Here is a 24560-nt window from a genome sequence, read left to right as displayed (position 1 = left end):
GAGAACAATGAAACAATTAAAACGAAACGGTCAAAATAGTAGTGATATCACTTTTACTATCGTCAATTATCTTTTGTTTGGACTTTTTACAATTGTGTGCATTTATCCATTTTACTATTTGGTTATTAATACGATTAGTGCAAATGATTTGAGTGCAAGAGGAGCAATTAATCTCATACCAAAAGCCATACATTTTGAAAACTATAAAAGTTTGATTGAGATAAAAGGACTTGGGACTGCAACGATGGTTTCCGTTGCTAAGATGGTTATTGGTACTGGGTTAACTGTAATTGCATCCGCTTTTTTAGGTTTTATGTTTACGCAAGAAAGAATGTGGAAGAGAAAGTTTTGGTATCGTTTTGTTGTTATTACCATGTACTTTAATGCAGGATTGATTCCTTTATTTATTACAATGAAAAATCTACATTTAAGCAATAATTTTTGGGTATATGTAATCCCAACCATTGTACAGCCCTTTCATATTATCTTGGTAAAAACTTATGTAGAATCATTACCAAAAGCATTGCAAGAGGCCGCAGAGATTGACGGCGCAGGAATTATAAAGGTGTTTTGTAAAATTGTATTACCTACTTGTACGCCGATTCTTGCAACGGTTGCCATCTTTTCCGCAGTCAATCAGTGGAATAGTTACCAAGATACGCTAATCTATATTACGAATCAAAAGTTATACTCCTTGCAGTACTTGCTTTATACCTACATTAACCAAGCTAATTCACTGGCTTCCATGGTAAAAAACAGTTCTGGGGCAGCACTTAGTTCTTCTATGGTTGCAACACAGCAGACTGGAACTTCTATACGAATGACGGTATCAGTAATTGTTGTATTACCTATTTTATGTATTTATCCAATGTTTCAGAGATTTTTCATAAAAGGAATTATGATTGGATCTGTGAAAGGTTAAAAAGCAAGGTCATTGCTTCTAACAAAATAAAAAATGGAGGATGGAAATGAAGAAAAAGATATTAAGTGTACTTTTAAGTACCACACTTGTTATATCTGCTATAACGGGGTGTGGCGGAACAAATGCAAGTTCAACAAAAGAAACGTCAACGAAAGATTCGCAGACAGCAACAGAATCTACCAATGTAAAATATAAAGATTTTATAACGGTAGATGTATTTGACGAATTAGCAAACTATCAAGGAATTCAAAGTGGTTGGTTTGCAAAAATTGTAAAAGATAAATTCAACATGGAATTAAATATTATTGCTAGAAATGTTGCTGGTGGAGGGGAAACACTTTATCAGACACGTTCTGCAGCAGGGGATTTGGGAGAATTGATTATTCTGGGTAATACTGAAGGTAAGTTGAAGGATTTAGTTACATCAGGTCTGGTTATGGATATGACGGACTTAATGAAAGAGAAAGACATCATAAAAAACTATAGTGATGCAATTACAATTTTGAACAAGGATTTAGGCAAAGAAGGAATCTGGGCATTTCCAAATTCTATTTCTTCCAAAGCCGCAACAGAGCCAAGTGAAGGGTTAGAGCCAACGTTTGGACCATACATTCGCTGGGACTATTATGCGCAGCTTGGTTATCCTAAAATGGCAAATCTAGATGATTTTCTAAATGTATTGGAAGATATGCAAAAACTTGCAAGAGCCAAAGAAGGAAACGATAAGATCTATGCCATTTCTTTATTCAAGGATTGGGACGACAATTTGATGAACAATGCGAAACAGTTTGCATGTATTTACGGATATGATGAATTAGGTTTTGTACTAGCAAAGGCAGATGGCTCGGACTATTCAAGTCTTATTGATACGGATTCAATTTATACTAAGGTATTAAAATTCTTATTTGAAGCAAACCAACATGGATTAGTAGATCCTGATTCTACAACACAAAACTATGATACATTGGAAAGTAAATATACACAAGGTACGGTGCTTTATTGTCCATGGCCGTGGCTTGCGCAAAATAAATATAACACACAAGAAAATAAGGCAGCTGGAAAAGGTTATATGTTGGCAACGATTGATGATATGCAGATTTTTTCCTATGGAAATTGTCCAGAAGGAAACTCACAAAGAGTTATTGCAATTGGAAGCAATGCAAAAGATCCACAAAGACTTGCAGATTTTATAGACTGGTTGTATTCTGAAGAAGGAGTTGAGTTAAATGGTCAGGCGAATGGCGCAGCTGGTATTGAAGGTTTGACTTGGGAAAAAGGAAGTGATGGAAAAGCAGTCTTGACGGAATATGGAGTAAAAGCACTCCCATCCAATGAAGTAGATGTGCCAGAAGAATATGGCGGTGGAAACTGGAAAGACGGTGTTTCAGCATTGAACTTTAAAACGATTAATCTGGGTGATATTGATCCTAATATAGGAGAACCTTATGATTGGCAGTTATGGGAGAGTACCATTAAAAACAGTGTTACGAAATTAAGTGAAGATTGGAGCAGTCAGACAAAAGCAAACACAACAATGGAATATTTAAAAGATAATAATTTTATTATTGTTGCACCAGGCACTAGTTATGCTACGCCAGAAGCCGATTCCAATATCACTACAATTCGTGGGCAATGCAAGGCAACGATTGTAGAAAATTCATGGAAAATGATTTTTGCCAAGGATGATAGCGAATTTGCTACTTATTTAAAGACCATGCAGACAACAGCAAAAGGACTTGGCTACGAGGATGTATTGGCAGTAGATATGCAAAATGCAAAAAATCAAAATGAAGCCAGACTAGCAGCTGCGAAAGCGTATCCATCATCAAAGCAATAAACAATGGCTAGATTCGCCTTATAATGCTGCGTATCAAATGGTAGGGAGGAAAAATGAACGAAGAAAGACAGATGGAATATCGAAAACAGATACAAAAGGTCATAGAGAAAGGACCATACAAGCCAGATTGGAATTCATTTAGTCATTGGCGTCCACCTCACTGGTTTTCTGAAGCCAAATTTGGAATTTTTATTCATTGGGGACTGTATAGCATACCTGCGTATTCGAATGAATGGTATTCCAGAAATATGTATATACAAGGAACGAAAGAATGGGAATATCATAGAAAAACATTTGGAGAACATAAAAAGTTTGGGTATAAAGACTTTATTCCGTTATTTACGGCAGAAAAGTTTGAGCCAAATGAGTGGGCTAAATTATTTCATGAAGCTGGCGCAAGGTATGTCTTTCCAGTAGCTGAGCACCATGACGGTTTTCAGATGTATCGGAGTGAACTATCTTGTTATAATGCTTATGATTGCGGACCAAAACGAGATGTACTTGGAGAATTAAAAGAGGCAATTGAAAAAGAAAATATGGTATTTTGTACTTCGTCTCATCGCGCCGAACATTGGTTTTTTATGGGGCATGGCAAAGAATTTGACAGCGATGTCAAAGAACCGATGAAGCGAGGCGATTTTTACTGGCCAGCTATGCCAGAGCCTGATTTTCAGGATTTACAAAGTAACCCTTATCCGAGTGAAGAGTATTTAGACGATTGGCTCCTTCGAACCTGTGAGATTATTGATCGATATCAACCGTCTATGCTATATTTTGACTGGTGGGTTCAGCATGAGGCATTTAAGGAGCCGTTAAAAAAGATAGCGGCATATTATTACAATAGGGCAGCAGAATGGAATCGAGAAGTTGCTATTTGCTATAAGCATGATGCCATGATGTTTGGATGTGGAATTGTTGAAGTTGAGCGTGGAAAGCTTGCAGATGCAAAACCTTATTTATGGCAGACAGATACTGCAATAGCGAATAATTCTTGGTGCTATACCGATACACTGGAGTATAAAACGAGTAGACAGTTAATTCAAAATTTTGTTGACATTATCAGCAAAAACGGTAATATGCTCTTGAATGTAGGTCCAAAAGGAGATGGCTCCATTCCAGAACAAGATAAAAAAGTATTAAAGGAAATCGGTGCATGGATGCATCAGAATGCAAAAGCAATCTATGGAAGCAGACCATGGAGAAAATCAGAAGAAGGAAACACCAAAGAGGTACAGGGACAATTTACCGACCAAAAAGAGGTTGCCTATACAAAAGAAGACATTCGTTTTACGACCTCGGGAGACAGTATTTACGCATTTGTTATGAAATACCCAACTAACGGGGAAGTAACCATACGTTCTCTTGCCGTTTCCAAGGATCAAAATGCTCCTGAATTCCATGGTATGATTCGGTCGGTTCGTATTCTTGGCTTTTCGGAGGAACCTAACTTTAGACAGGACGAAATGGGGTTGCATGTTAAAACACATTCGGTTGCAAGTGATTTGCCTGTTGTCATTCAAGTTCAGATTTGTTAATAGAAAGTTCCTTCAAAATATGAATTTTCTCCTACTCCTCTTCGCAGGAAGCGTGGAATGTTTTCCGATATTCTAATGGGCTAATTCCCACGTATTTCTTAAATTTCCTGTGAAAGTAGTCTACATTTTTGTAGCCTACCTTTTCTGCAATCATATAGACCTTACATTCATCTTGCTCAAGCAACTTCTTTGCTTCATGAATACGTACTTGGTCGACATAAGAATTGAAGTTAACACCAAGTTTTTTATGAAATATTTTTCCTAAATAGGAGCTGTTGTAACCAAATAAGGGTGCAATGGCTTCTAGTTTAATCGTTTCCTGATAGTTATTTTGGATATAATAAAGGACCTCATTTAATACATTTTCTCCTGAGGAATATCCAACACAATGCGTCCATAATTCAAACTGCTCAGCTAAAAATGCAATAATTTCGTACAGATAATACTTGCGGTCAAGTAAATCAATGACCGAGGCGTTTGCCATAAAGGCAATATCTACATTTCGATAATTTTGCATAATTTTTTGCTTTACTAAAATATAGATATCGATTAAAAGATGCTTGATAGCAGGTATTTTGGATTTTGTATGTGTTAGCTCAAGCATAAGCTCCTTTAATAATGCCATAGTGAGTGTTTGATTATTGGATTGTATGTAATTGGCAAAACGTTTCGCATAATCTTGTGCCATGTTTTGGGTGATATCCTTTAATTGATTTTCTTTTGCAATTAACTCTTCGTAACCTATAATATGCTGATCTTCCTGGCAAAAAAAGCGACGATTAGTCAATGAGATGACATCTTGATAGGATAAATGAATATCGCGAATTCGCGCCACTTTCTGACCATAAGCTAAAAAAATGGAGTCAAAGAACGACCCCTTTTGAGGTGTAATCTGATAGTGTTTTAACACATTGGTGAATTTTGATATGGCATAATCTCCTTTTAATAAAACAATTTTTTGTTGATTTAGTTCAATGATATCAAAGGAGTTATTGTCTTGGTTCGTTACACGAATTAAATCGGCAAAATTCCAAGTGGGATGAAAATATTCCTGATTATAATTTTCATAAGCTACAACCTGATAGACGTTTGCATTTAGGTGCAAGTCCTCTAAATCAAGAGATTGATAGTCACAGTTATCTTGTAGAATATCCTTAAGGATTTCTTGTTTTGCTTTCGCACGGTATTGGGAATAGGAGGACTGCTTTTTGGCTTCATTAGAAATAAGTGTTGCAAGTGAATGGACTGCGTGTGTAAGTTCCTCCTCATCAATTGGTTTTGTTAGATAAAAATCAACACCGTGGCGCATGGCTGTTTGTGCCAGCTTAAAATCAGAAACTCCGCTTAATAGAATGAATTTGCCAGTAAAACCACGAGAAGACGCCTGTTTAACTACATCAATACCCGATATCTTTGGCATGCGAATGTCTAGTAATACCAAATCAGGATTGAGTGTCAGGATTTTATCTAATGCCTCTTCGCCGTTCATTGCCGTATCACAGATAGAGAATCCAAGATGATTCCAATCAATAATATACTTTAAGCCATTTAATACAATCCTTTCGTCATCTGCAATTAATACATTCATGAATCTTCCTCCAATAAATTATATAAAGGGATTTTAAGAGTAACCAAAGTACCAAAGTTCTTTTTGCTTTTTATAGTAAGTCCATATTCAGGACCATAAAACAGCTTAATGCGATTGTTTATATTAGAAAGACCGATGCCACGTTCTTCCGTCTTTGGTGGAAGGAGTAGGCTGGTAAGAACCGTCTTTAACTGTTCTTTGGACATACCTATACCATTATCATAGATATTGGCAACAAATAATTTTTTTTCAATGGCACGAATCTTTATGATAATATGTCCCTTTTTTCCAGTAGGTTCAATGCCATGAGAAATGGCATTTTCTACAATCGGTTGTAAAAGAAGTGGAAGGATCTGATAGTGATCGGGAGCAATGGTATCATCAAGTGTCAATGAGTAGCAAAGTCTATCTTCAAAGCGAAGCAACTGTATGGATAAATAAGTAAGCGTATAATCAATTTCCTTTGATAGTGTGGTAGAACTAGTTTTTGTATTATTTAAGACGTAACGCATGGATTTTCCAAGTAGTTTAATGGCAGTTGCTACTTCTTTATTTCCATCTGAAAAGGCCTTCATACGTATGGTTTCTAGTGTATTATACAAAAAATGAGGATTAATTTGGTTAATCAGTAGCTTTAATTCCATTTGTTGTTGCTGATTTGAAAAATTTTGCTCCCGAATCTGTGCCATATAAATTTCACCTTCCGCAGCTTTGATTTTTTCAACCATTGTTTTTAAATCATGAAAAGCGGCAGATAATTCATCATCTCCTTGAACAAGGTCCACAATTTCGTAGTTGTGATTGCTTACCTTATGCATAGCAAGACGAAGTGATTGTATTCGGGCACTAAAATATTTGGCAAATAAGATAAAAATCAATGCGGGTATAAAAATAGCAAACAATAAAACAAGGATAAAAGCAAGGTTAGTTTGTTGGATGTAAGGTAGTGCGTTGGTATCGGCAGAGAGTATGTATATCCTATCTTGTGTTCGATAAGGGGTTAAGCTTACAACACTGGTAAGTACGTTATCTCCTTTAATTTTCATATTGCCAGTTACACTGTAATACGGGGCACTGTCATCAATTGTAACAGGAAAGGAAGTACCTTCGTGGCTTCGTATACTGCTATAAAATACGGGGTCTTCGTTTACGCAAATATAGACCTGTGAATTTTTATTCTTAATTAGACTTCGAAGGTGATTATTTGATACAGTCATAACCAAGATGGCATAAGTACCCGATTCTGGAAGAGGAATATGACAGTAATAGGATAATTCCCAATATGAATTACCGAGGCGGTCGATTCTAGCACTGCTTTTCCAAAAGTTACCTGAATTAGAAATTGCTTTATGATACCAGTCTTTTGAGCGGATTGATTCGTCAATAGGAAAGAAAAATTGGTGATCGGATAGCGAGCGAAGCATTTCAGGCTGGGTATAAATTTTAATAGTTGAAAGTGAAGCGTTTGCAGATAAAAGCTCTTGAAGTCGATTGTATTGATTTAAGGCGTAAAATACGTCTTCATCGCAATTATATTCCTTCGTCAAGAGTGCTTTTAGTGCTTCGTCTTGTGCTAAAGATTCGTAGATATCATAAAAAGGCAAGGTAGTTGTCAACAAAATAGAGCGGATTCGTATGGCATCCGATTCAACCAGATACTGATAGCTGCGTCTTAGTTGTCTATTTGAGAAAAAGAACATAATACTGCCAACTAAAAAAACAGGAATGATAATAGCAAAGATAAAAATTGTAATTAACTGCCTTTTTACGTTTTGCTTTGTAAAAAAGTGTGTATATAAATAATCTAACCCCATATGTTTTCCCGCTCATTTCATAGAATTTGTAAAAAAGTTAATCAAAACTTATTTATATTATGATATATAATATGTTTTGGTTTTGGAGCAAATGATTTATTTATGGACAATTTATCAAAATCTTATTATTGTATCACGAAACCAAGTGTTTTAATTCCAAAAAATAATATGTAAAGCGTACTTGACATTTGCAAAAAAGTGGTATATATTATATGTAAAGTTAACTTTCCATTTATAAAAAAGGATGTGATGTATTAAGTGAAGAATAATCTGGAAGAAATCAGGAAAGAACGTGGGATTCGTCAAGAAGATCTAGCCAGAGAGTTAGAAGTATCAAGACAAACAATCAGTTCGTTAGAAAAAGGAAGATATAACCCTTCCATTCAGCTTGCATTTAAAATTGCAAAATTTTTCAACATGTCAATTGAAGAAATATTTATCTATGAGGAGGAATAGTTATGTTGTGTAAACTAAAAAGAAGTGCAAAGTCTTCTGTAATTATGTTAATTGCTGGAATTGTATTAGCTGCATTTGGATTACTAAAACAATTTACTTTACCAGAAACAGCTCATGTTATGAGTAGATTAATGGGTATGTTTTTCGGCTTAGGAAGTGCCTTTGTAGGTATTAGTGCAATACATTTGATTCAGTTAAAAATTTCATCACCAGAGAAATTAAAGTGGAGACAAATCGAGGAAAAAGACGAGCGAAATATACAGATTACAAGAATTGCATATACAATAGCTAGTATCTCGGCTAGCATTATGTTTGCAGGATTAGTATTCTTATTTACAGCGATGGGAAGTATAAAAGAATCTTATATTTGCCTTGTTGCGTTATTAATACAATCAAGTATTTTCTTAATTTCTTATGGTTATTATAAGAAAAAAATGTAGAATAACTTCATTCAAAGAATAAATAAAAAGAATAAAGTACTGTAATCATGTAGTAAAATGGTTACAGTACTTTTATTTGTAACAGGAAAGAACTTTTCAAGTATCTTGTTTATTTTAAAATTTTCCTTAAAATCTTTAAACCACCATTTTTGTAAGGTGGATTTAAAAATTTAACATCAAAACTTCCAATGCGCGTAAGTACACTTTTTTCATGAGAAAAGGTAAGAAAGCTTTGTTTTCCATGATATGAGCCCATTCCTGAAGAACCAACACCACCAAATGGAAGTTCGGGATTAACGATATGTTCAATTGTATCGTTGATACACACACCACCACAGGAGATATAGGTGACAATTTCTTTTTTTATTATTTTACTTCTGGTAAATAAATAAAGTGCTAATGGAGTTGGCATAGTTTCAATAATTGATTTGGCATCTGAGAGCTCTTCGAAAGTAATAATTGGAAGAATTGGTCCAAAAATCTCTTCCTTCATACTGGCGGCATCTAGGTCCTTAAGGTTAAGAAGAGTTGGTTCAATGTACTTAGAGCCAGCATCTGTTTTACCACCATAAATAATTGATTCATGTTCAGCCTCTAACATACAAGTCAAACGCTCAAAATGCCTTTTATTAACAATGCGCCCATAAGAAGAGCTTAATTTAGCATCTTTTCCATAGAAGTTTACAATACACTTTTTTAGTTCTTCTATGAATGCATCTTTTACGGAGGAATGCACCAGTACATAATCAGGAGCAATACAGGTTTGCCCAACATTTAAAAACTTGCCCCATGTCACCCGATTAGCTGCCCATTTAATATTGGCTGTTTCATCTATAATAACTGGACTTTTACCACCTAGCTCTAATGTAACAGGTGTTAAATTCTTAGCAGCATGCTCCATTACAATCTTTCCAACCGAAATACTTCCTGTAAAGAAAATATAGTGAAAGGGCACTTGAAGAAGAGCTAAATTCGTTTTTACACTTCCCTCTACGCAACGAATATAGTGTGGAGGATAGATCTCACGAATCATTTTGTTCACGACCATAGAAGTCCACGGCGTAAGTTCAGAAGGCTTTAAAATAGCACAGTTTCCAGCACAAATAGCTCCAATTAACGGTTCAATTAAAAGTTGAAATGGATAATTAAAAGGAGCCATGATTAACACAGTTCCGTAAGGTTCATATACCTTTTTACTTTTGGCTGGCAGAAGATAAAAAGGAGTTTTTACAGGTACGTCTTTCGCCCACTTTGACAGGTTTGTAATGGCGTCACTGATACTTTTTTGCGTGAATCCAATTTCAGTTGCATACGCTTCAAAATTTGATTTCCCCAAGTCTTTTAACAATGCTCTCATAATAGAGCCTTCATATCTTCGAATAGCATTTTTTAACTTCTTAAGTTGTGCAATGCGAAAAGAAATGTGATACGTTTTCTGCGTCTTAAAAAAGTTTTGACATTCTAAAAATAAGTCTAATGCTTCTTCCTTTGTTAATTCATTATAATTCATAAGCAAAACCTCTTTTATTATCAATCGATTACAGTTCACGAGTAAATTTATCTATCATCTTGTAATTAGTTCTAGAGCTTCGCTCTATCAATAAATTATATCCTTATTTTATTTAAAATACAAATTAAGATTCAAAGGCCCTTCTAAGATATCCTTTACGATAAATAAAATATTTTGCGAGTTGGGTTTACTTGACCAACGAATAAGGCTTATGCTTCCTTTAGAGATTTCGATTCCTGTAATAAAACCAGATGATACACAGCAACCATCATTAAAATAAGAAGAATCACTCGGTTTTGAAAATACCGCTTTGTGTGTATGACCAGCAATCAGAATGAAGTTACTCTCTTTTGCATAATTAGAAAGTGATAAATTTATTTTCATACTTTTTTTATGCGTTATGGCAGTGATTGAAGGAATTTGCAAGCCGATGGATTCCAAAGGAGTCCATAAATAACGGACCATCCATCTTCCAAGAGGCCAAAGTGTGTCATTGATGAGATCACCTTGATGTCCGTGCAAAAGAAAAATCTCTCCCCTATTTTGTTTGTGTCTTAATAAAAGACTTTCTCGAATCACGATACCAGGAAACAAAGAATGCCTACTACTTTGCTTTTTATTACAAAATTTATTTTTACAAAAAGATTTACTTTTTTTTACCATGTCATGATTCCCATAGATCATGTAAAGACGGTTTTCTTTATAAAATTTGGACAGTAATAAAAAGGTATCTGAGTGCGCTTCTATGATATCGTCGATTCTTCTATTTTCCCATAACTCATCGCCATCCCCTATTTCGATATAGGTATAATTGTTCTTATAATAATAGTCAAGGGCTGCATTGTATATGGTTTGATTGGGTGAAAAATTATCAGAAGAATTACCCTGTCCACGATGGCAGTCGCTAAATATTATAAAACGTGAATCATTGTCAATTGGAATTACAAGACTATTGTAATAGAGTTTGTTAAGCTTCTTATTCATATAAACATCACAAATGGCTAATTGTTTCGTAATTGCTATAGAGTTCTTTTGAGTAAAAGGATTTTAATACCTTTTCATAAAGTTCGGTATTGATATTTTTTAACAAGATTAATTTTTCGAGTGTGTTGGAGCAGTTTTTAGTAAGCTTGGAATATTTGTTACAGTCAAATCGATTACCCTGTTGGATAATTGCTTCTTGTACACGGGTTCTAGAAGCTGGTTGCGTGGTGTGGGGCTTAGTAAAATGAACAGTAACGTTGTGAAACAAAACGCGGTACTCATTGGCTGCGTACCCAGCTGCTTTTAGTCCTCCAACAAAAGGTAGTACCATCTTTTTGTTTGGAAATGTGAGGCACACTTTTAATGCTAAAGAAGATGGATTGGAAAACTCGCCTACTTTTAATCCGGCACTAAAGCATTCCTTTGAAGCATGAGAGAGTAAGGTTTTATTTTTTTTCTTAAGGGTATAGGAAATAAAACAGCACTCTTTATTATCGGGACTTTCATAAAAGCTACCATGAAAGCCTGGTCCCTTAATTGTGTCGTTTGAGGTAGAATAGACTCCGATTTGACATCCGCTAGCCATACCATATTGTCCCTTCCAGAATTCGATTAACCAATGTCTGTTGTCAAAGTCAAATTGAATTGGCTCACAATCCACAATTGTTCCAATAAGTGGCATTGTATCATCATAAAGTTGACAATTACCGAATTTACTTTGTGGGGCATCCTCTGTTGAATAAAATGCATCGTCTTTTGAAGAATAAAAAAAGCCCCGAGAAGCAAATTCATCGTATAATTTTGCCGCTTTCTGGGACTGTTCAACCATCAAAAAAGTATTTCTTTGCTTTCTGACTCGTACATAGATGAATGCGCCAATTACCAGAATGAAAATAATAAAAATGCATAGTATTTTTATATACAAGATAGTCATTGTGGTTTCCTTTCTATATTTTTACAAGCGTGGACAGCTTACCACCTATGCGGACGCAAAGCTGGTAAGCTTTAGTCTAATATATGCAGGAATCACAATAAAGTGACTAAAAAATCTTACGATATAAAAAAACTCCCCATTTAATAAGAAAAATGGAGAGTTTTTATATCTATCATGCAATAGGACTATAATGAATACGTACATTAATGTCTTGATTGTAATTACCAAAATTCTTGCCGAATATGGTAAGTCCTCCAACATGTTTAGAGGTATTAGGAACTTCAAACTTAAGTCGAAGGGTACTCTTATAATCAAGTTGAAAATCTTTGATAGACACATCAGAGATTTTTAATCCATCAATAAAAGTTCCTTCGTTATTCACAACCAAAAGCTTTAATAAACCGTATTGATTCCAGCTTGGATACCACCAATCCGGGTTAAAAAGTCCCTTGCGATCACCAAAGTCACCTGGGCTGGTCCAAGTACCTATGCAAGTATCATTGATATGGAAGTAAATATCACTTGGCCAATTATCATTACTGCCAGGTGCTTCCGAACTTAATTCCACCGAAATTGTAATCTGATCAATTTTTTGTGAAGCAGGTATGAGATTTGGTATCACATATTCCACGTAACCATGAGTCAGCCATAAGATGTTTGCATCAAAACGACTTGGATGAGCAAAATAACGAGGATCATCAACCTGACCAATTAAATTAGTAGAAGAGGCTAAGCCACAAGTTGGATATATTTCATAGTCGGAATAATGTCCTACACTTATGTTTGTCTCATAAATGTTTTCTGACTCCTCGTTAGAGTCTAATTCAATTAAAATTTTATCCAAATGTACGGTACAGATTTTTTGATTTCCGTGTCCAGTCGATTCACTCGATATGATTACAATACCGCAGTCCTCCAGTTTTTTTATGTGACTAGTAAGAGCGCCATTCGTTATATTTAACTTAGATGCCAATTCATTCATATTCATATTTTTATTTTCCAGTAATAGCTTTATAATCTCTATACGGATATCGGAGCCTAGAGCCTTAAATACATTTAAGCCCTCATCTAGTGATTTGATGTGTAACATAAATTCCTCCATTCGTGAAGTCATTAGTATGATTCATATTTGTATGCTTTCCTGCCACAAAATAAAACAAAGAACCTTTTCGGAAAAGAAATAATTCTTCCTTATAGAAATGTTTAGTTTATTATATCTTTATCAGAAAAATAAGTCAATTGATTCCTACATAAGCGAGCATAAGCAAATACACATTGTAATTTTCCCTGAATTCCAATATAATCAAGATAGAATGTATGTTTTGATAGAAGAATAGAAAAATGAAATAGAAATGGAATGAATATGAAAATATTACTTGTAGCAATCAATGCAAAATATATCCACACGAATCTTGCAGTATACGACTTGCAAGCTTACGCAAAACAATATGGAAAAGAAATAGAAGTAGTAGAATTTACTATTAATCACCAGCAAGATTATATCTTAGAAGAAATCTATAAGAAGAAGCCAGATGTCGTGGCATTTTCTTGTTATATATGGAATTTTCAGTATGTAAAAGAGATTACGGCTGATTTATCTCAATTATTACCAAGCCTTGCAATATGGCTTGGCGGGCCAGAAGTATCCTACGATACCACTTTGCTTTTAAAGGATATGGGGCAATTAAAAGGTATTATGTATGGAGAGGGTGAGAAGACCTTTTTAGAACTTGCTTGTCATTATATCGATTCAAGTATTGAGTTAGGTAAGATTAGAGGGCTTGTATTTCGAAATGATGCAAATGAAATTATAGCAAATTCCCCAAGAGACTTAATGAGTCTTGATGAAATACCGTTTTGTTATTCTGACCTAAAACAGTTTGAAAATAAAATTATATATTATGAGACAAGCAGAGGCTGTCCGTTTTCTTGCAGTTATTGCCTTTCTTCCATTGATAAGAAAGTAAGATTTCGAGATATTGAATTGGTAAAGAAGGAGCTTAAGTTTTTTATTGATCATAATGTCCCACAGGTAAAATTTGTAGACAGAACGTTTAATTGTAATCCAAAGCATTCCAGAGCCATATGGGAGTATTTAATCGAACAAGACAATAAAATCACGAACTTTCATTTTGAAATCAGTGCTGATTTATTAAACGAAGAAGACATGGAAATTATGTCGAGAATGCGACCAGGTCTCATTCAGCTAGAAATTGGAGTTCAATCTACGAACGAGAAAACAATAAAAGAGATTGAGCGAACAATGGATTTTATTGATCTTAAGAAAGTGGTTGAACAAATCAATAGCTTTCATAATATTCATCAGCATCTTGATTTAATTGCTGGTTTGCCATATGAAGGGTATGAAAGTTTTCGAAAGTCTTTTAATGATGTATATGCGCTTAGACCAGAACAACTCCAGCTTGGATTTTTAAAGGTGTTAAAAGGGTCAAAAATGCATGCCTATGCAAAAGAGTATGGTATTGTATATCGGTCAAATCCTGTTTATGAAGTGCTTTACACCAAGTGGCTTACGCATGATGAACTTTTACGAATCAAAAGGGTAGAGGAAATGGTGGAGCTTTATTATAACAGCAATCAGTTTACGAAGACGCTTGCGGTATTAGAAAAAGTATTTGAAACTGCATTTGATTTGTATCATGCACTTGGCGATTTTTATGAAGAAATGGGCTATATAGTGCAAAGTCCATCTAGAATCGCCAGATATCATATATTGCTTGCATTTGCAAAAAGATACGATGAGAAAAATGAAGACTTATACAAAGAACTTTTACTGTTTGATTTGTATTTAAGAGAAAATCTAAAGTCCAGACCAGAATGGGCAACGGATTTATCTATTTATAAAGAAGAAATCAAAGATTTCTATCGAAGAGAAGAGGAAGAAAGACGATACTTAGTAGGTTATGATAATTTTAATGCCAAACAGCTAAGAAAAATGACACATCTGGAGGTATTTTCCTCTAGAACCATAAAATTAAGTACTGATACGGACCATAAAATTATGGTAGTATTTGATTATAACAATAGAAACCCGCTTACCTTTGAAGCATTTACACAGATAGTAGGTGAAATAGAATGAAGAAAAGAACAAGAGAAATTCTCGACCTTTTAGATGAGAAATATACAACAGAGTACAAGTGCTACTTAAATCATGAAAAACCTTGGCAGCTTTTGATTGCCACAATATTAAGTGCACAGTGTACAGATGCCAGAGTAAACATTGTAACGAAAGATTTATTTCAAAAGTATGATAGCATAAAAGCATTTGCTGATGCCGATATAAAAGAGTTAGAACAAGACATTAAACCGACTGGATTCTATCACAATAAAGCAAAAAATATTATATTATGCTGCCAAAAGTTATTGCTTGAGTTTCACGGTGAAGTACCAAGAAGCATAGAAGAATTGACTTCTCTTGCAGGAGTTGGTAGAAAAACAGCTAATGTGATTCGAGGAAATATCTATCACGAGCCAAGTATTGTAGTTGACACGCATGTAAAAAGAATATCAAAACGTTTGGGTTTTACAAAGGAAGACGATCCAGAAAAAATTGAGTTTGAGTTAATGAAGGTGTTACCAAAAGATCATTGGATTTTATACAACATTCAGATTATTACATTTGGAAGAGAAATATGTTTTGCAAGAAGTCCAAGGTGCGAGGCATGTTTTTTGCAAAGTTATTGTACGGAATATAAAAAAATGGGAAGCAAGAAGTTACGCAAAAAAGAGGAATAAAGAGATGTTAAATTCATATATTGCATTAGACTTAGAAACGACAGGATTAAATCCTAAGTATGCAAGAATATTAGAAGTAGGAGCTGTTAAAATCAAAGAGGGTAAAATCATTGACACCTATGATAAAATAGTCAATGCAAAAACCTATCTATCAAGTCAGATTGTAAATCTTACGGGAATTACACAAGAGATGATGGAGGAGGGTGAAGAGATAGAAAAGGTCATGGTAGAACTTCTTGATTTTTGTGGAGACGAGGTTTTACTTGGTCATAATATCATCTTTGATTATAGTTTTGTAAAAAAAGCGGCTACCAATCTAAAAATGACTTTTGAAAAAGAAGCCATTGATACATTAAAATTAGCAAGAAGGTTTCTTCCTGAATTAGAGAAACGTTCCTTGGAGTATTTGTGTGAATATTACCAAATTATACAAAAAGAAAAGCATCGTGCTTATTATGATGCACTTGCTGCTAGTCAGTTATATCAAGTTTTAGGTGAACGTTTTTTTGTTGGAAATGAAGAGCTGTTTAAGCCCTTTAAGCTCCATTATGAGGTGAAGAGGGAAAGCCCTATCACTCCAAGGCAAAAAATTTACTTGATTGATTTAGCGAAATATCATAAAATAAGCTTAACTGTACAAGTTGAAAGTCTTACTAAAAATGAGGCTTCACGAATGATAGATGGTATCATTTTGCAGTACGGAAAAATTATTTAACGGATTCCAAATAACGAAGAATTGATTGTTTCATAAGAGAGTTGAGTGAACTTGCTGTCTGTTTTAAATCTTCTATTTTTTCAGGTTGATTGGTATCTATGTATAATTTAGATAGTAATTTGTATGTGTGGCTAATATCACTTTTACAGGAAACAGCAAATTCAAGTACGTTAATGGAAAGACTTCTTTCATCCAATTCATAAAGACGCTTTCCTAAGTTATTTAAGGTTTGTGCCAAATCGGTAAAGTTTTGGTCGTATTGCGTAAGAATTGACAAGTTAGCCGTTCCATAGTTTGATTTTAAATCTGTATTGCTAATACCTGTTAAATTAACAATTTTCTTTTCAGATAACATATTAAGTTTATTGCAATATTCCACAACAAAAGAATCCTTACAATCATTGGAAATAGACCTTAAATTTAATGGAATTGTAATATAATCTAAACATTCTAGAGAAGTTTTTCTGGTATTATTGGCTTTAGATTCATTTTCCCAAAACGTCTCTGATTTTTCAGCCTGTAAAGAGGAAGCTCTTTTTCTGGCAAAGGAAAACCATGCTGTTAATAGGATAATGCTAATTAGAAACATAGGCATATGAGTATACCACCTTTCAGGTATCAAATAAAGTGCAACAGTAGAAGGAGGAAATTATGATTAATTTCAATAGCTCAAAAACAAAGAAAACAATTTCAAGCATAATAATTATTATATTAGTTATTTCCATGTTATTAGCAGTTATATTACCTGCAATTTAGTATCCAGTATGTTGCTGCATGTCTATAGTAAAAATAATTTGTATTATGTTTAATAATATACAGGAAATGATAGGCAAATGTCAACGAAGTTTAGTATAGGAAACTGTAATTTTTTATTACTATGCCATATGCAAATGGCAAAAATTGTGATAAAATGAATGATTAGTAAATGAGGTATCAAAAATGAAATGTAGGAAAATTTTAGTATCTTTTGTTTGTATGCTTGTCGTATTAACAGTGGTACTTGGTTTTAAGATACAAGTACAGGCAGATTCAAAGGAAAAAAGTAATACAATTAGCAATGGTATTTATATTGATGAGATAGATGTTTCGGGTATGAGTCAAGAAGAAGCGACCGAAGTAATTGAATCGTATCTAGCTGACCTTGGAGACAAAACGATAACATTTGTAATTGATTCTAATGAAGTGGTTGTAAGTGCTTCTGATCTTGGAATGGAATGGAAGAATAAAGATGTTGTTGAGGATGCAGCTAATCTTGGTAAAACAGGAAACATCATTCAAAGATATAAAGCGTTAAAGGATTTAGAGCGCGAAAATAAAAATTATCCAATTGAAATCAGCTTTGACCAAAATAAAATTGAAGCTGTGATTAATGAAAAATGTCTTGTATTTAACGTAGAGCCAATTGATGCATCCATTAAAAGAGAAAACGGTAAATTTGTTGTGACAGATGGTCAAACAGGAGTCGGAGTTGATGTTTTAGCATCTGTTAAATTAGTCGAAGACAGCTTAAAAGAATGGGATAAAGCAGACACCAGTATCGAATTAGCAGTTGAATTGGTACAGCCAAAAGCAACCAAGGATGATTTTGATAAAGTAAATGATGTGTTAGCAACCTTTACCACGAGCTACTCAAGCTCTGGCTTTGCAAGATCTGCTAATATTGATAATGGAGCAAGACTTGTAAATGGAACGGTATTACTACCTGGTGAAACTTTTTCTACGTATAAAGCCATTTCGCCTTTTTCGGTTGAAAATGGGTATTATTTAGCAGGCTCCTATCTTCAAGGCCAAGTTGTAGATAGTCTTGGGGGAGGAATATGTCAGGTTTCTACCACGTTATACAATGCTGTATTAAGAGCAGAATTAGAAGTGACAGAAAGACATAATCACTCTATGATTGTAAGTTATGTTGATCCATCCGCTGATGCAGCCATTGCAGAATCAGCAGGAAAAGATTTTCAATTCGTGAATACAACGGATGCGCCAATTTATATTGAAGGAATCACAAGTGGTAAGAAAATTACCTTTAGTATCTATGGACATGAAACAAGACCAGCCAATCGTAAAGTTGAGTATAAGAGTGTCACCTTAACAACAACAGAACCAACTGGTGTTAAATATGTAATTGATAACTCCTTGTTATTCGGACAGCAAAAGCAGACACAATCTCCACATACAGGATATACAGCTAAATTATATAAGCATGTATATGTGGATGGAAAAGAAACACAAGTAACAGAAGTAAATTACAGCTCTTACAAAGCTGAGCCAGCATATGTATCGGTTGGAACTGCATGGGGCGATGAAGTAAGCGTTGCTACCTTAGCGGCAGCTGTTGCTACTAACGATGTGGCTACTGTTACAGCTACCATTGATAGTTTAGCAGGTGTTGTAAATCAGGCAGCAGCATTACAAGCACAGGCAGAAGCATTAGCGGCACAAGAAGCAGCAGTAGAATAATAGGAGTTTTTAAAAACGTAAAGATAGAATAGACAGCAATTTATATACATCAAATGACGTAAAGTTTGGAGTGCAGAGCATGAAAATAGGGAAAGTATCGGAAAGTGTTTTAAAACGTTCCATATTTAAACAGATAAGGACAAAAAGAGAAGAAGTTGTATTAGGTGCGGGGGTTGGAGAAGATTGTGCTGCAATCAAGCTTGCAGCAGATGAAACCTTTGTTATCTCAACAGATCCAATTACCGGTACCGTTAAGGATATTGGTTCCTTATCTGTGCATGTTACTGCAAATGATTTAGCTTCAGCGGGTGCAGAACCTGTAGGGATTATGTTAACTGTTTTGTTACCAGAGGATGTGTTTGAATCTGATTTAAAAGAAATGATGCAACAGGTGGAAGAAACTTGCAAAAAACTACATATCCAGGTAGTGGGTGGACATACAGAGATCACAAAAGCAGTGAATCAACCAATTATCAGTGTAACAGGTGTCGGAAAAGTAAAGGATGGAAAAATGATATCAACGGGCGGGGCAAAACCTGGTCAGGATATTGTTGTATCCAAATGGATAGGCTTGGAAGGTACATCGATTCTCGCAAAGGAGCATGAAACTGCTCTTATTAAGAAGTATCCAAGAACTCTTGTAGAAACAGCAAAAGGTTTCGATCAATATATATCAGTAGTAAAGGAGGCCGGCCAAGCCGTTAAGTCTGGCGTTAGTGCAATGCATGACGTGACGGAGGGCGGAATTTACGGTGCTCTTTGGGAAATGGCAGAAGCATCTGGCGTCGGACTAGAAATTGATTTAAAAAAGATACCGATTAGGCAGGAAACAATCGAAGTTTGCGAATTTTTTCATATCAATCCATATGGTCTTATTTCAAGTGGAAGTATGCTAATGGCGATTGACAATGGATATGATTTGGTTCGAAATTTAGAAAAGGCAGGAATTAGTGCCGCTGTTGTTGGTAAAGCCACAAAGAGTAAAGACAGAGTCATTTTAAATGAAGAAGAAAAGCGATTTCTGGAGCCTCCAAAAGGTGATGAACTATATAATATAAAATGTGAGTAAGATTGGAGAATCAAAGATGAGAGAGACAATTTTAACTTTTATTGAGAAAAACAGTAAGATTGATCTACAAGAATTATCGATTATATTAGGAGTCGATGAAGCTGTAATTGCCAATGAAGTAGCACAAATGGAAAAAGAGAGAGTAATATGTGGCTACCATACATTGATTAATTGGGACAAAACCTCAACTGAAAAAGTAACTGCCTTGATTGAAGTAAAAGTAACACCTCAACGTGGGCAAGGTTTTGATAAGATTGCGGAAAGAATCTATAATTATCCAGAAGTACGTGCGGTTTATTTGATTTCAGGTGGGTACGACCTTCTTGTAACCCTAGAAGAAAAGAATTTGAGAGATGTATCTATGTTTGTCACAGAGAAGTTATCGACTCTTGATGCCGTACTTAGTACCGCTACTCATTTTGTTCTTAAAAAATACAAAGATCATGGAACAGTTATGCTTCCTAAAAATACTTCAGATGAAAGGATGCTGGTGACACCTTGAGAAATCCATTATCAGATAAAGTAATGCAAATACAACCTTCTGGAATTCGTAAGTTTTTTGATATTGTAAGCGAAATGAAGGATGCAATATCACTTGGTGTGGGTGAGCCAGATTTCCAGACACCTTGGCATATAAGAGAAGAAGGCATTTATACATTAGAAAAAGGAAGAACCTTCTATACATCAAATGCAGGGCTAAAAGAATTAAAAATAGAAATATGCAAGTATTTAAATCGAAGAGTTAATTTATCTTATGATTATAATTCGGAGGTAATCGTTACCGTTGGAGGAAGCGAAGCAATTGATATAGGGCTTCGTGCAATGATTAATCCTGGTGATGAAGTTTTAATTCCACAGCCAAGCTATGTATCTTATCTTCCTTGTGCTATTTTAGCCGATGCAAAGCCAGTTATTATAGAATTAAAGGCTGAGAATGAATTTAAGTTAACAAAAGAAGAGCTTTTAAATAGTATAACAGATAAAACAAAGGTTTTAATCCTACCATTCCCAAATAATCCAACGGGTGCAATTATGACGAAGGAAGAACTGGAAGAGATTGCACAGGTAATCATTGAAAAAGATATTTTTGTAATGTCAGATGAAATATATTCAGAACTTTCCTATGACAAAGCTCACGTTTCTATTGCATCACTTCCGGGAATGAGAGAGAGAACTATCGTTATCAATGGTTTTTCTAAATCATATGCAATGACTGGCTGGAGGCTTGGCTATGCGTGTGGTCCAGAAAAAATTATTGAGCAAATGACAAAGATACATCAGTTTGCGATTATGTGTGCTCCTACGAATAGCCAATATGCGGCAGTGGAGGCATTAAGAAATGGTGATAAAGATGTGGAAGAAATGCGAGAATCCTATAACCAGAGAAGAAAATATCTCATGCATCGATTCCGCGAAATGAAATTAGAGTGCTTTGAACCCTATGGTGCTTTTTATGTGTTTCCTTGCATTAAAGAATTTGGTATTACTTCAGACGAATTTGCTACAAAATTTCTAGAAGAAGAAAAAGTAGCAGTGGTTCCAGGTACCGCATTTGGTGATTGTGGAGAGGGCTTTTTAAGAATTTCTTATGCATATTCATTAGAGGACTTAAAGGTTGCCTTGGATCGTTTAGAGAAGTTTGTATTTCGATTAAGAAATAAATAAATGTAGTCATTCTATAGTAGAAAGAATGGGATAGGGGATGTATCAGAAAGCAAGCGTTTCTTTCTGAAATATCCCTTTCCTATATATGGAGGAAAATATAATGGCAGTGTTAAATATTGTACTATTTGAACCAGAAATACCAGCCAATACGGGTAATATAGGAAGGACCTGTGTAGCAACAGGTACGAGACTTCATTTGATTGAACCACTTGGCTTTCACTTAAATGAAAAATCAATCAAACGTGCGGGAATGGATTATTGGAAGGATCTTGATGTAACAACTTATGTAAACTACGAAGATTTTCTAAATCGTAATCCTGACGCTAAAATATACATGGCTACAACAAAGGCAAAGCAAACTTATACGCAGGTAGCATATGAACCAAACTGTTATATTATGTTTGGAAAGGAAAGTGCTGGAATCCCAGAAGAAATTTTAGTTGACCATGAAGAGACTGCAATTCGTATTCCGATGATAGGGGATATTCGTTCACTGAATCTGTCAAATTCGGTAGCAATTGTACTTTACGAAGCATTAAGACAAAATAACTTTGATCATATGGAACTTACGGGGAACCTTCATAGACTACATTGGAAAACTGGGGAATAGCAAATTTGCGATATGATTTTTAAAGAGAGGAGGAGCATGATGGCTAAGAAACGAAAGAAAAAGAAGACGCCTGCATTACTAAAAGTATTTCTAGGATTAAGCTTGTTTATCTTGATTATGGGTATTGTTACAGTAGCAGGACTTTATGCGACTGGAATAGGGCCAACGGTTTTAAAATTAAAGGAAGAGGCTGTCAGACTTGTAAAATCCTCCTCAATTGAAACATTTCAAGACTCACAAACGACATTAGTATATGATGGGAATGGAGATCAGATAGCAAGTTTAAAGGGGGACAAGGGAATCTATTATTTAGATTCAAAAAGTATTCCTACCTATGTAAAGAATGCATTTATTACAATTGAAGACAAAAAATTCTATTCGCATAAAGGCATTGATTATAAAGCTATTGTAAGAGCTGCTATTTCAATTATGAAGCATCAAACCATTACGCAAGGTGCCAGTACGATTACACAACAGTTAAGCCGAAATATTTTTTTAACCAATCGCGTGAGTTGGGAGCGTAAAGTAGAAGAAATTTTTATTGCATTAGAAATTGAAAAGATTTATACCAAATCAGCAATATTAGAGTTTTATATTAATAATATCTATTTTGCAAATGGATATTATGGAATCCAAGCGGCTAGTATGGGGTATTTTAGCACAGATGTACAAAATCTATCCTTATCACAAATTGCTTTTTTAGCTGCGATTCCCAATAACCCTACGATTTATGATCCAAAAGATCACATAGAAAATACTCTCTCTAGAAGAAACCGTATTTTATCGCAGATGCTTGAAGATGGTAAAATTACGAAAGAAGCTTATGACGAGGCGATACAAGAAGAAATTGTATTGAATATGAATCAAGAAAAGAGTATTAAACATAATTATGCAGAAACCTATATTTATTATAGCGCTATAAGGGCTCTTATGGAAGCGAGAGGATTTCAGTTTAAATCTTACTTTAATTCAAGGGAGGAGCAAAGTTCCTACCAAGAGCAGTATGATGCACTGTATGCAGAGTGTCAGAATGCCCTATATACAAGAGGATATCGAGTATACACATCCATGAATATGGACTTTCAAGAACAGCTTCAACGAGCAATTGATGATGAGCTTTATGCATTTGTTAGTGTGAATGATGAGGGTATCTATAATATGCAAGCCTCCGCCACTTGCATTGATAATAAAACAGGAAACGTAGTAGCAATCATTGGTGGAAGAAGTCAGGAAACAAATGGATATACACTAAATCGAGCCTATCAAAGCTTTAGACAACCAGGAAGTGCGATAAAGCCGTTAATTGTATATGCACCAGCATTTGAAAAGGGATATACTCCCGATTCTGTGTTAGTGGATGAGCCAATTGAAAACGGACCGAAAAACTATGGTGGTGGTTATGCAGGAAGTATAAGTCTTCGTCATGCAGTTATGAAGTCGACTAATACAGTTGCATGGAAACTTTTGGATGAAATAACGCCAACCGTTGGGTTATCCTATTTAAAGGAAATGAACTTTGCAAAGATAGAAAAGGATGATTATAGAAATGCAACCGCACTTGGTGGATTCACAACAGGTGTTAGCAGTCTTGAAATGGCGGCAGCTTTTTCCACCCTTGAAAACGATGGTGTTTATCGCAATCCAACCTGCATTACTAAAATTGTTGCGTCAAACGGAGAGGTTATATATCAGGGAAATACCAATACAAAGCAAATTTACAAAGAAAATGCAGCAAGAATGACAACGGATGTATTGACGAGTGTTATGACTCAAGGAACTGGAAGGACACTTAGTATAAGTAATATGACAACTGCTGGAAAAACAGGGACAACTAATGATAATAAAGATGGCTGGTTTGTAGGATACAGCACCTATTACACAACAAGTGTATGGGTAGGCTGTGATATGCCAAGAGAAGTGGAAGGTCTAACTGGCTCTAGTTACCCAGGAAGAATATGGCGCACGTTTATGGCAGGAATACATAGCGACTTAGAATCAATAGACTTTACACCATATGCCAATTATAATTCAAGCAGTAAAAATATAAAAACAGCAAAAGATTTTAATACGGACGTGATTGAAGATACGACAAATCAACAGGATTCTGATGCGTCGCAGATACCTGGCAATGAAGCAGAGCACGAGACTCAAATTCCAACAGCTCCGCCAGACTCATATTTTGATGCACAACAGTAATTTAGTTATTAAGAACAAAATGTGTTAATAAATAGAGTATAATATTAGCTTTTCAATGAAAAATCCTTC

General features: G+C 35.0%; 21 protein-coding genes. 14 read left to right on the top strand and 7 right to left on the bottom strand.

Going from position 1 to position 24560, the window contains the following annotated elements; all coding sequences use genetic code 11:
• The first annotated feature begins 7 nt into the window (after positions 1 to 7).
• The 3 genes from F7O84_RS13545 to F7O84_RS13535 are packed head-to-tail and all read left to right on the top strand — an operon-like array spanning position 8 to position 4294.
• Positions 8 to 922: a carbohydrate ABC transporter permease gene (locus F7O84_RS13545; protein ID WP_151146185.1), complete on the top strand. Its 915-nt coding sequence runs from the start codon at positions 8 to 10 to the stop codon at positions 920 to 922.
• 46 nt (positions 923 to 968) lie between these two features.
• Entirely contained in the window at positions 969 to 2759 is a 1791-nt protein-coding gene (locus tag F7O84_RS13540) for a type 2 periplasmic-binding domain-containing protein (RefSeq protein WP_207708059.1), read from the top strand.
• A 53-nt stretch (positions 2760 to 2812) separates the two neighbouring features.
• On the top strand, positions 2813 to 4294 hold the full coding sequence (locus tag F7O84_RS13535; protein WP_207708058.1) for an alpha-L-fucosidase: 1482 nt from the start codon (positions 2813 to 2815) through the stop codon (positions 4292 to 4294).
• Positions 4295 to 4325: 31 nt separating this feature from the next.
• Here the strand turns inward: F7O84_RS13535 and F7O84_RS13530 are convergent, their stop codons facing one another.
• Positions 4326 to 5882, bottom strand: a complete 1557-nt coding sequence (locus F7O84_RS13530; RefSeq protein WP_151146180.1) for a response regulator — start codon at positions 5880 to 5882, stop codon at positions 4326 to 4328.
• Positions 5879 to 7696 carry a sensor histidine kinase gene (locus tag F7O84_RS13525; protein ID WP_151146178.1) on the bottom strand — a complete coding sequence of 606 codons (1818 nt, stop codon included), beginning with the start codon at positions 7694 to 7696 and terminating at the stop codon, positions 5879 to 5881. The genes F7O84_RS13530 and F7O84_RS13525 overlap by 4 nt, the downstream gene beginning before the upstream one ends.
• Positions 7697 to 7954: 258 nt before the next feature.
• On the opposite strand from F7O84_RS13525, the gene F7O84_RS13520 reads away from it, so the two are divergent.
• A complete protein-coding gene (locus F7O84_RS13520) occupies positions 7955 to 8152 on the top strand; it encodes a helix-turn-helix transcriptional regulator (protein WP_151146176.1) in 198 nt (65 codons plus the stop codon).
• 2 nt (positions 8153 to 8154) lie between these two features.
• Entirely contained in the window at positions 8155 to 8592 is a 438-nt protein-coding gene (locus tag F7O84_RS13515; RefSeq protein WP_151146172.1) for a hypothetical protein, read from the top strand.
• 109 nt (positions 8593 to 8701) lie between these two features.
• On the opposite strand, the gene F7O84_RS13510 is transcribed toward F7O84_RS13515, so the two are convergent.
• The 4 genes from F7O84_RS13510 to F7O84_RS13495 form a co-directional block, all read right to left on the bottom strand.
• Entirely contained in the window at positions 8702 to 10102 is a 1401-nt protein-coding gene (locus F7O84_RS13510; protein ID WP_151146170.1) for an aldehyde dehydrogenase, read from the bottom strand.
• Between the two features lie 108 nt (positions 10103 to 10210).
• Positions 10211 to 11086, bottom strand: coding sequence for a metallophosphoesterase (locus F7O84_RS13505; RefSeq protein ID WP_151146168.1), 876 nt, complete (start codon positions 11084 to 11086; stop codon positions 10211 to 10213).
• Between the two features lie 7 nt (positions 11087 to 11093).
• Positions 11094 to 12020, bottom strand: coding sequence for a DUF4474 domain-containing protein (locus tag F7O84_RS13500; RefSeq protein WP_151146165.1), 927 nt, complete (start codon positions 12018 to 12020; stop codon positions 11094 to 11096).
• Between the two features lie 172 nt (positions 12021 to 12192).
• Positions 12193 to 13110, bottom strand: a complete 918-nt coding sequence (locus tag F7O84_RS13495; RefSeq protein ID WP_151146163.1) for an ArsR/SmtB family transcription factor — start codon at positions 13108 to 13110, stop codon at positions 12193 to 12195.
• 273 nt (positions 13111 to 13383) lie between these two features.
• On the opposite strand from F7O84_RS13495, the gene F7O84_RS13490 reads away from it, so the two are divergent.
• The 3 genes from F7O84_RS13490 to F7O84_RS13480 are packed head-to-tail and all read left to right on the top strand — an operon-like array spanning position 13384 to position 16491.
• Complete coding sequence (locus F7O84_RS13490) at positions 13384 to 15120, top strand: B12-binding domain-containing radical SAM protein (protein ID WP_151146161.1); 1737 nt, start codon at positions 13384 to 13386, stop codon at positions 15118 to 15120.
• Positions 15117 to 15776 (top strand): endonuclease III, encoded by a 660-nt coding sequence (nth, locus tag F7O84_RS13485; protein WP_151146159.1) that lies wholly within the window; start codon positions 15117 to 15119, stop codon positions 15774 to 15776. Before F7O84_RS13490 ends, nth begins: the two co-directional genes overlap by 4 nt.
• A 4-nt stretch (positions 15777 to 15780) precedes the next feature.
• A complete protein-coding gene (locus F7O84_RS13480; protein ID WP_151146157.1) occupies positions 15781 to 16491 on the top strand; it encodes a 3'-5' exonuclease in 711 nt (236 codons plus the stop codon).
• Here the strand turns inward: F7O84_RS13480 and F7O84_RS13475 are convergent.
• Entirely contained in the window at positions 16484 to 17086 is a 603-nt protein-coding gene (locus F7O84_RS13475) for a hypothetical protein (RefSeq protein WP_151146155.1), read from the bottom strand. The two genes, F7O84_RS13480 and F7O84_RS13475, sit on opposite strands and share 8 nt — an antisense overlap.
• 344 nt (positions 17087 to 17430) lie before the next feature.
• Here F7O84_RS13475 and F7O84_RS13470 point away from each other — a divergent pair, with 344 nt between their 5' ends.
• From F7O84_RS13470 to F7O84_RS13445, 6 genes are all read left to right on the top strand, one after another.
• Complete coding sequence (locus F7O84_RS13470; RefSeq protein ID WP_151146153.1) at positions 17431 to 18951, top strand: VanW family protein; 1521 nt, start codon at positions 17431 to 17433, stop codon at positions 18949 to 18951.
• A gap of 79 nt (positions 18952 to 19030) precedes the next feature.
• On the top strand, positions 19031 to 20020 hold the full coding sequence (locus F7O84_RS13465) for an AIR synthase family protein (protein WP_151146151.1): 990 nt from the start codon (positions 19031 to 19033) through the stop codon (positions 20018 to 20020).
• Positions 20021 to 20036: 16 nt separating this feature from the next.
• Positions 20037 to 20522: an Lrp/AsnC family transcriptional regulator gene (locus F7O84_RS13460; RefSeq protein ID WP_151146149.1), complete on the top strand. Its 486-nt coding sequence runs from the start codon at positions 20037 to 20039 to the stop codon at positions 20520 to 20522.
• Positions 20519 to 21685, top strand: coding sequence for an aminotransferase class I/II-fold pyridoxal phosphate-dependent enzyme (locus F7O84_RS13455; RefSeq protein ID WP_151146146.1), 1167 nt, complete (start codon positions 20519 to 20521; stop codon positions 21683 to 21685). Before F7O84_RS13460 ends, F7O84_RS13455 begins: the two co-directional genes overlap by 4 nt.
• A gap of 100 nt (positions 21686 to 21785) precedes the next feature.
• Positions 21786 to 22295, top strand: a complete 510-nt coding sequence (locus tag F7O84_RS13450) for a tRNA (cytidine(34)-2'-O)-methyltransferase (RefSeq protein ID WP_151146144.1) — start codon at positions 21786 to 21788, stop codon at positions 22293 to 22295.
• 39 nt (positions 22296 to 22334) lie between these two features.
• Complete coding sequence (locus F7O84_RS13445; protein ID WP_151146142.1) at positions 22335 to 24491, top strand: transglycosylase domain-containing protein; 2157 nt, start codon at positions 22335 to 22337, stop codon at positions 24489 to 24491.
• Positions 24492 to 24560 lie beyond the last annotated feature (69 nt).

It is taken from the genome of Candidatus Galacturonatibacter soehngenii (genome assembly GCF_008830185.1).
Taxonomy (GTDB): domain Bacteria; phylum Bacillota; class Clostridia; order Lachnospirales; family Lachnospiraceae; genus Lachnotalea; species Lachnotalea soehngenii.
Note: the sequence above shows the minus strand (reverse complement) of the source record. Positions and strands in the feature narration are given on the sequence as shown.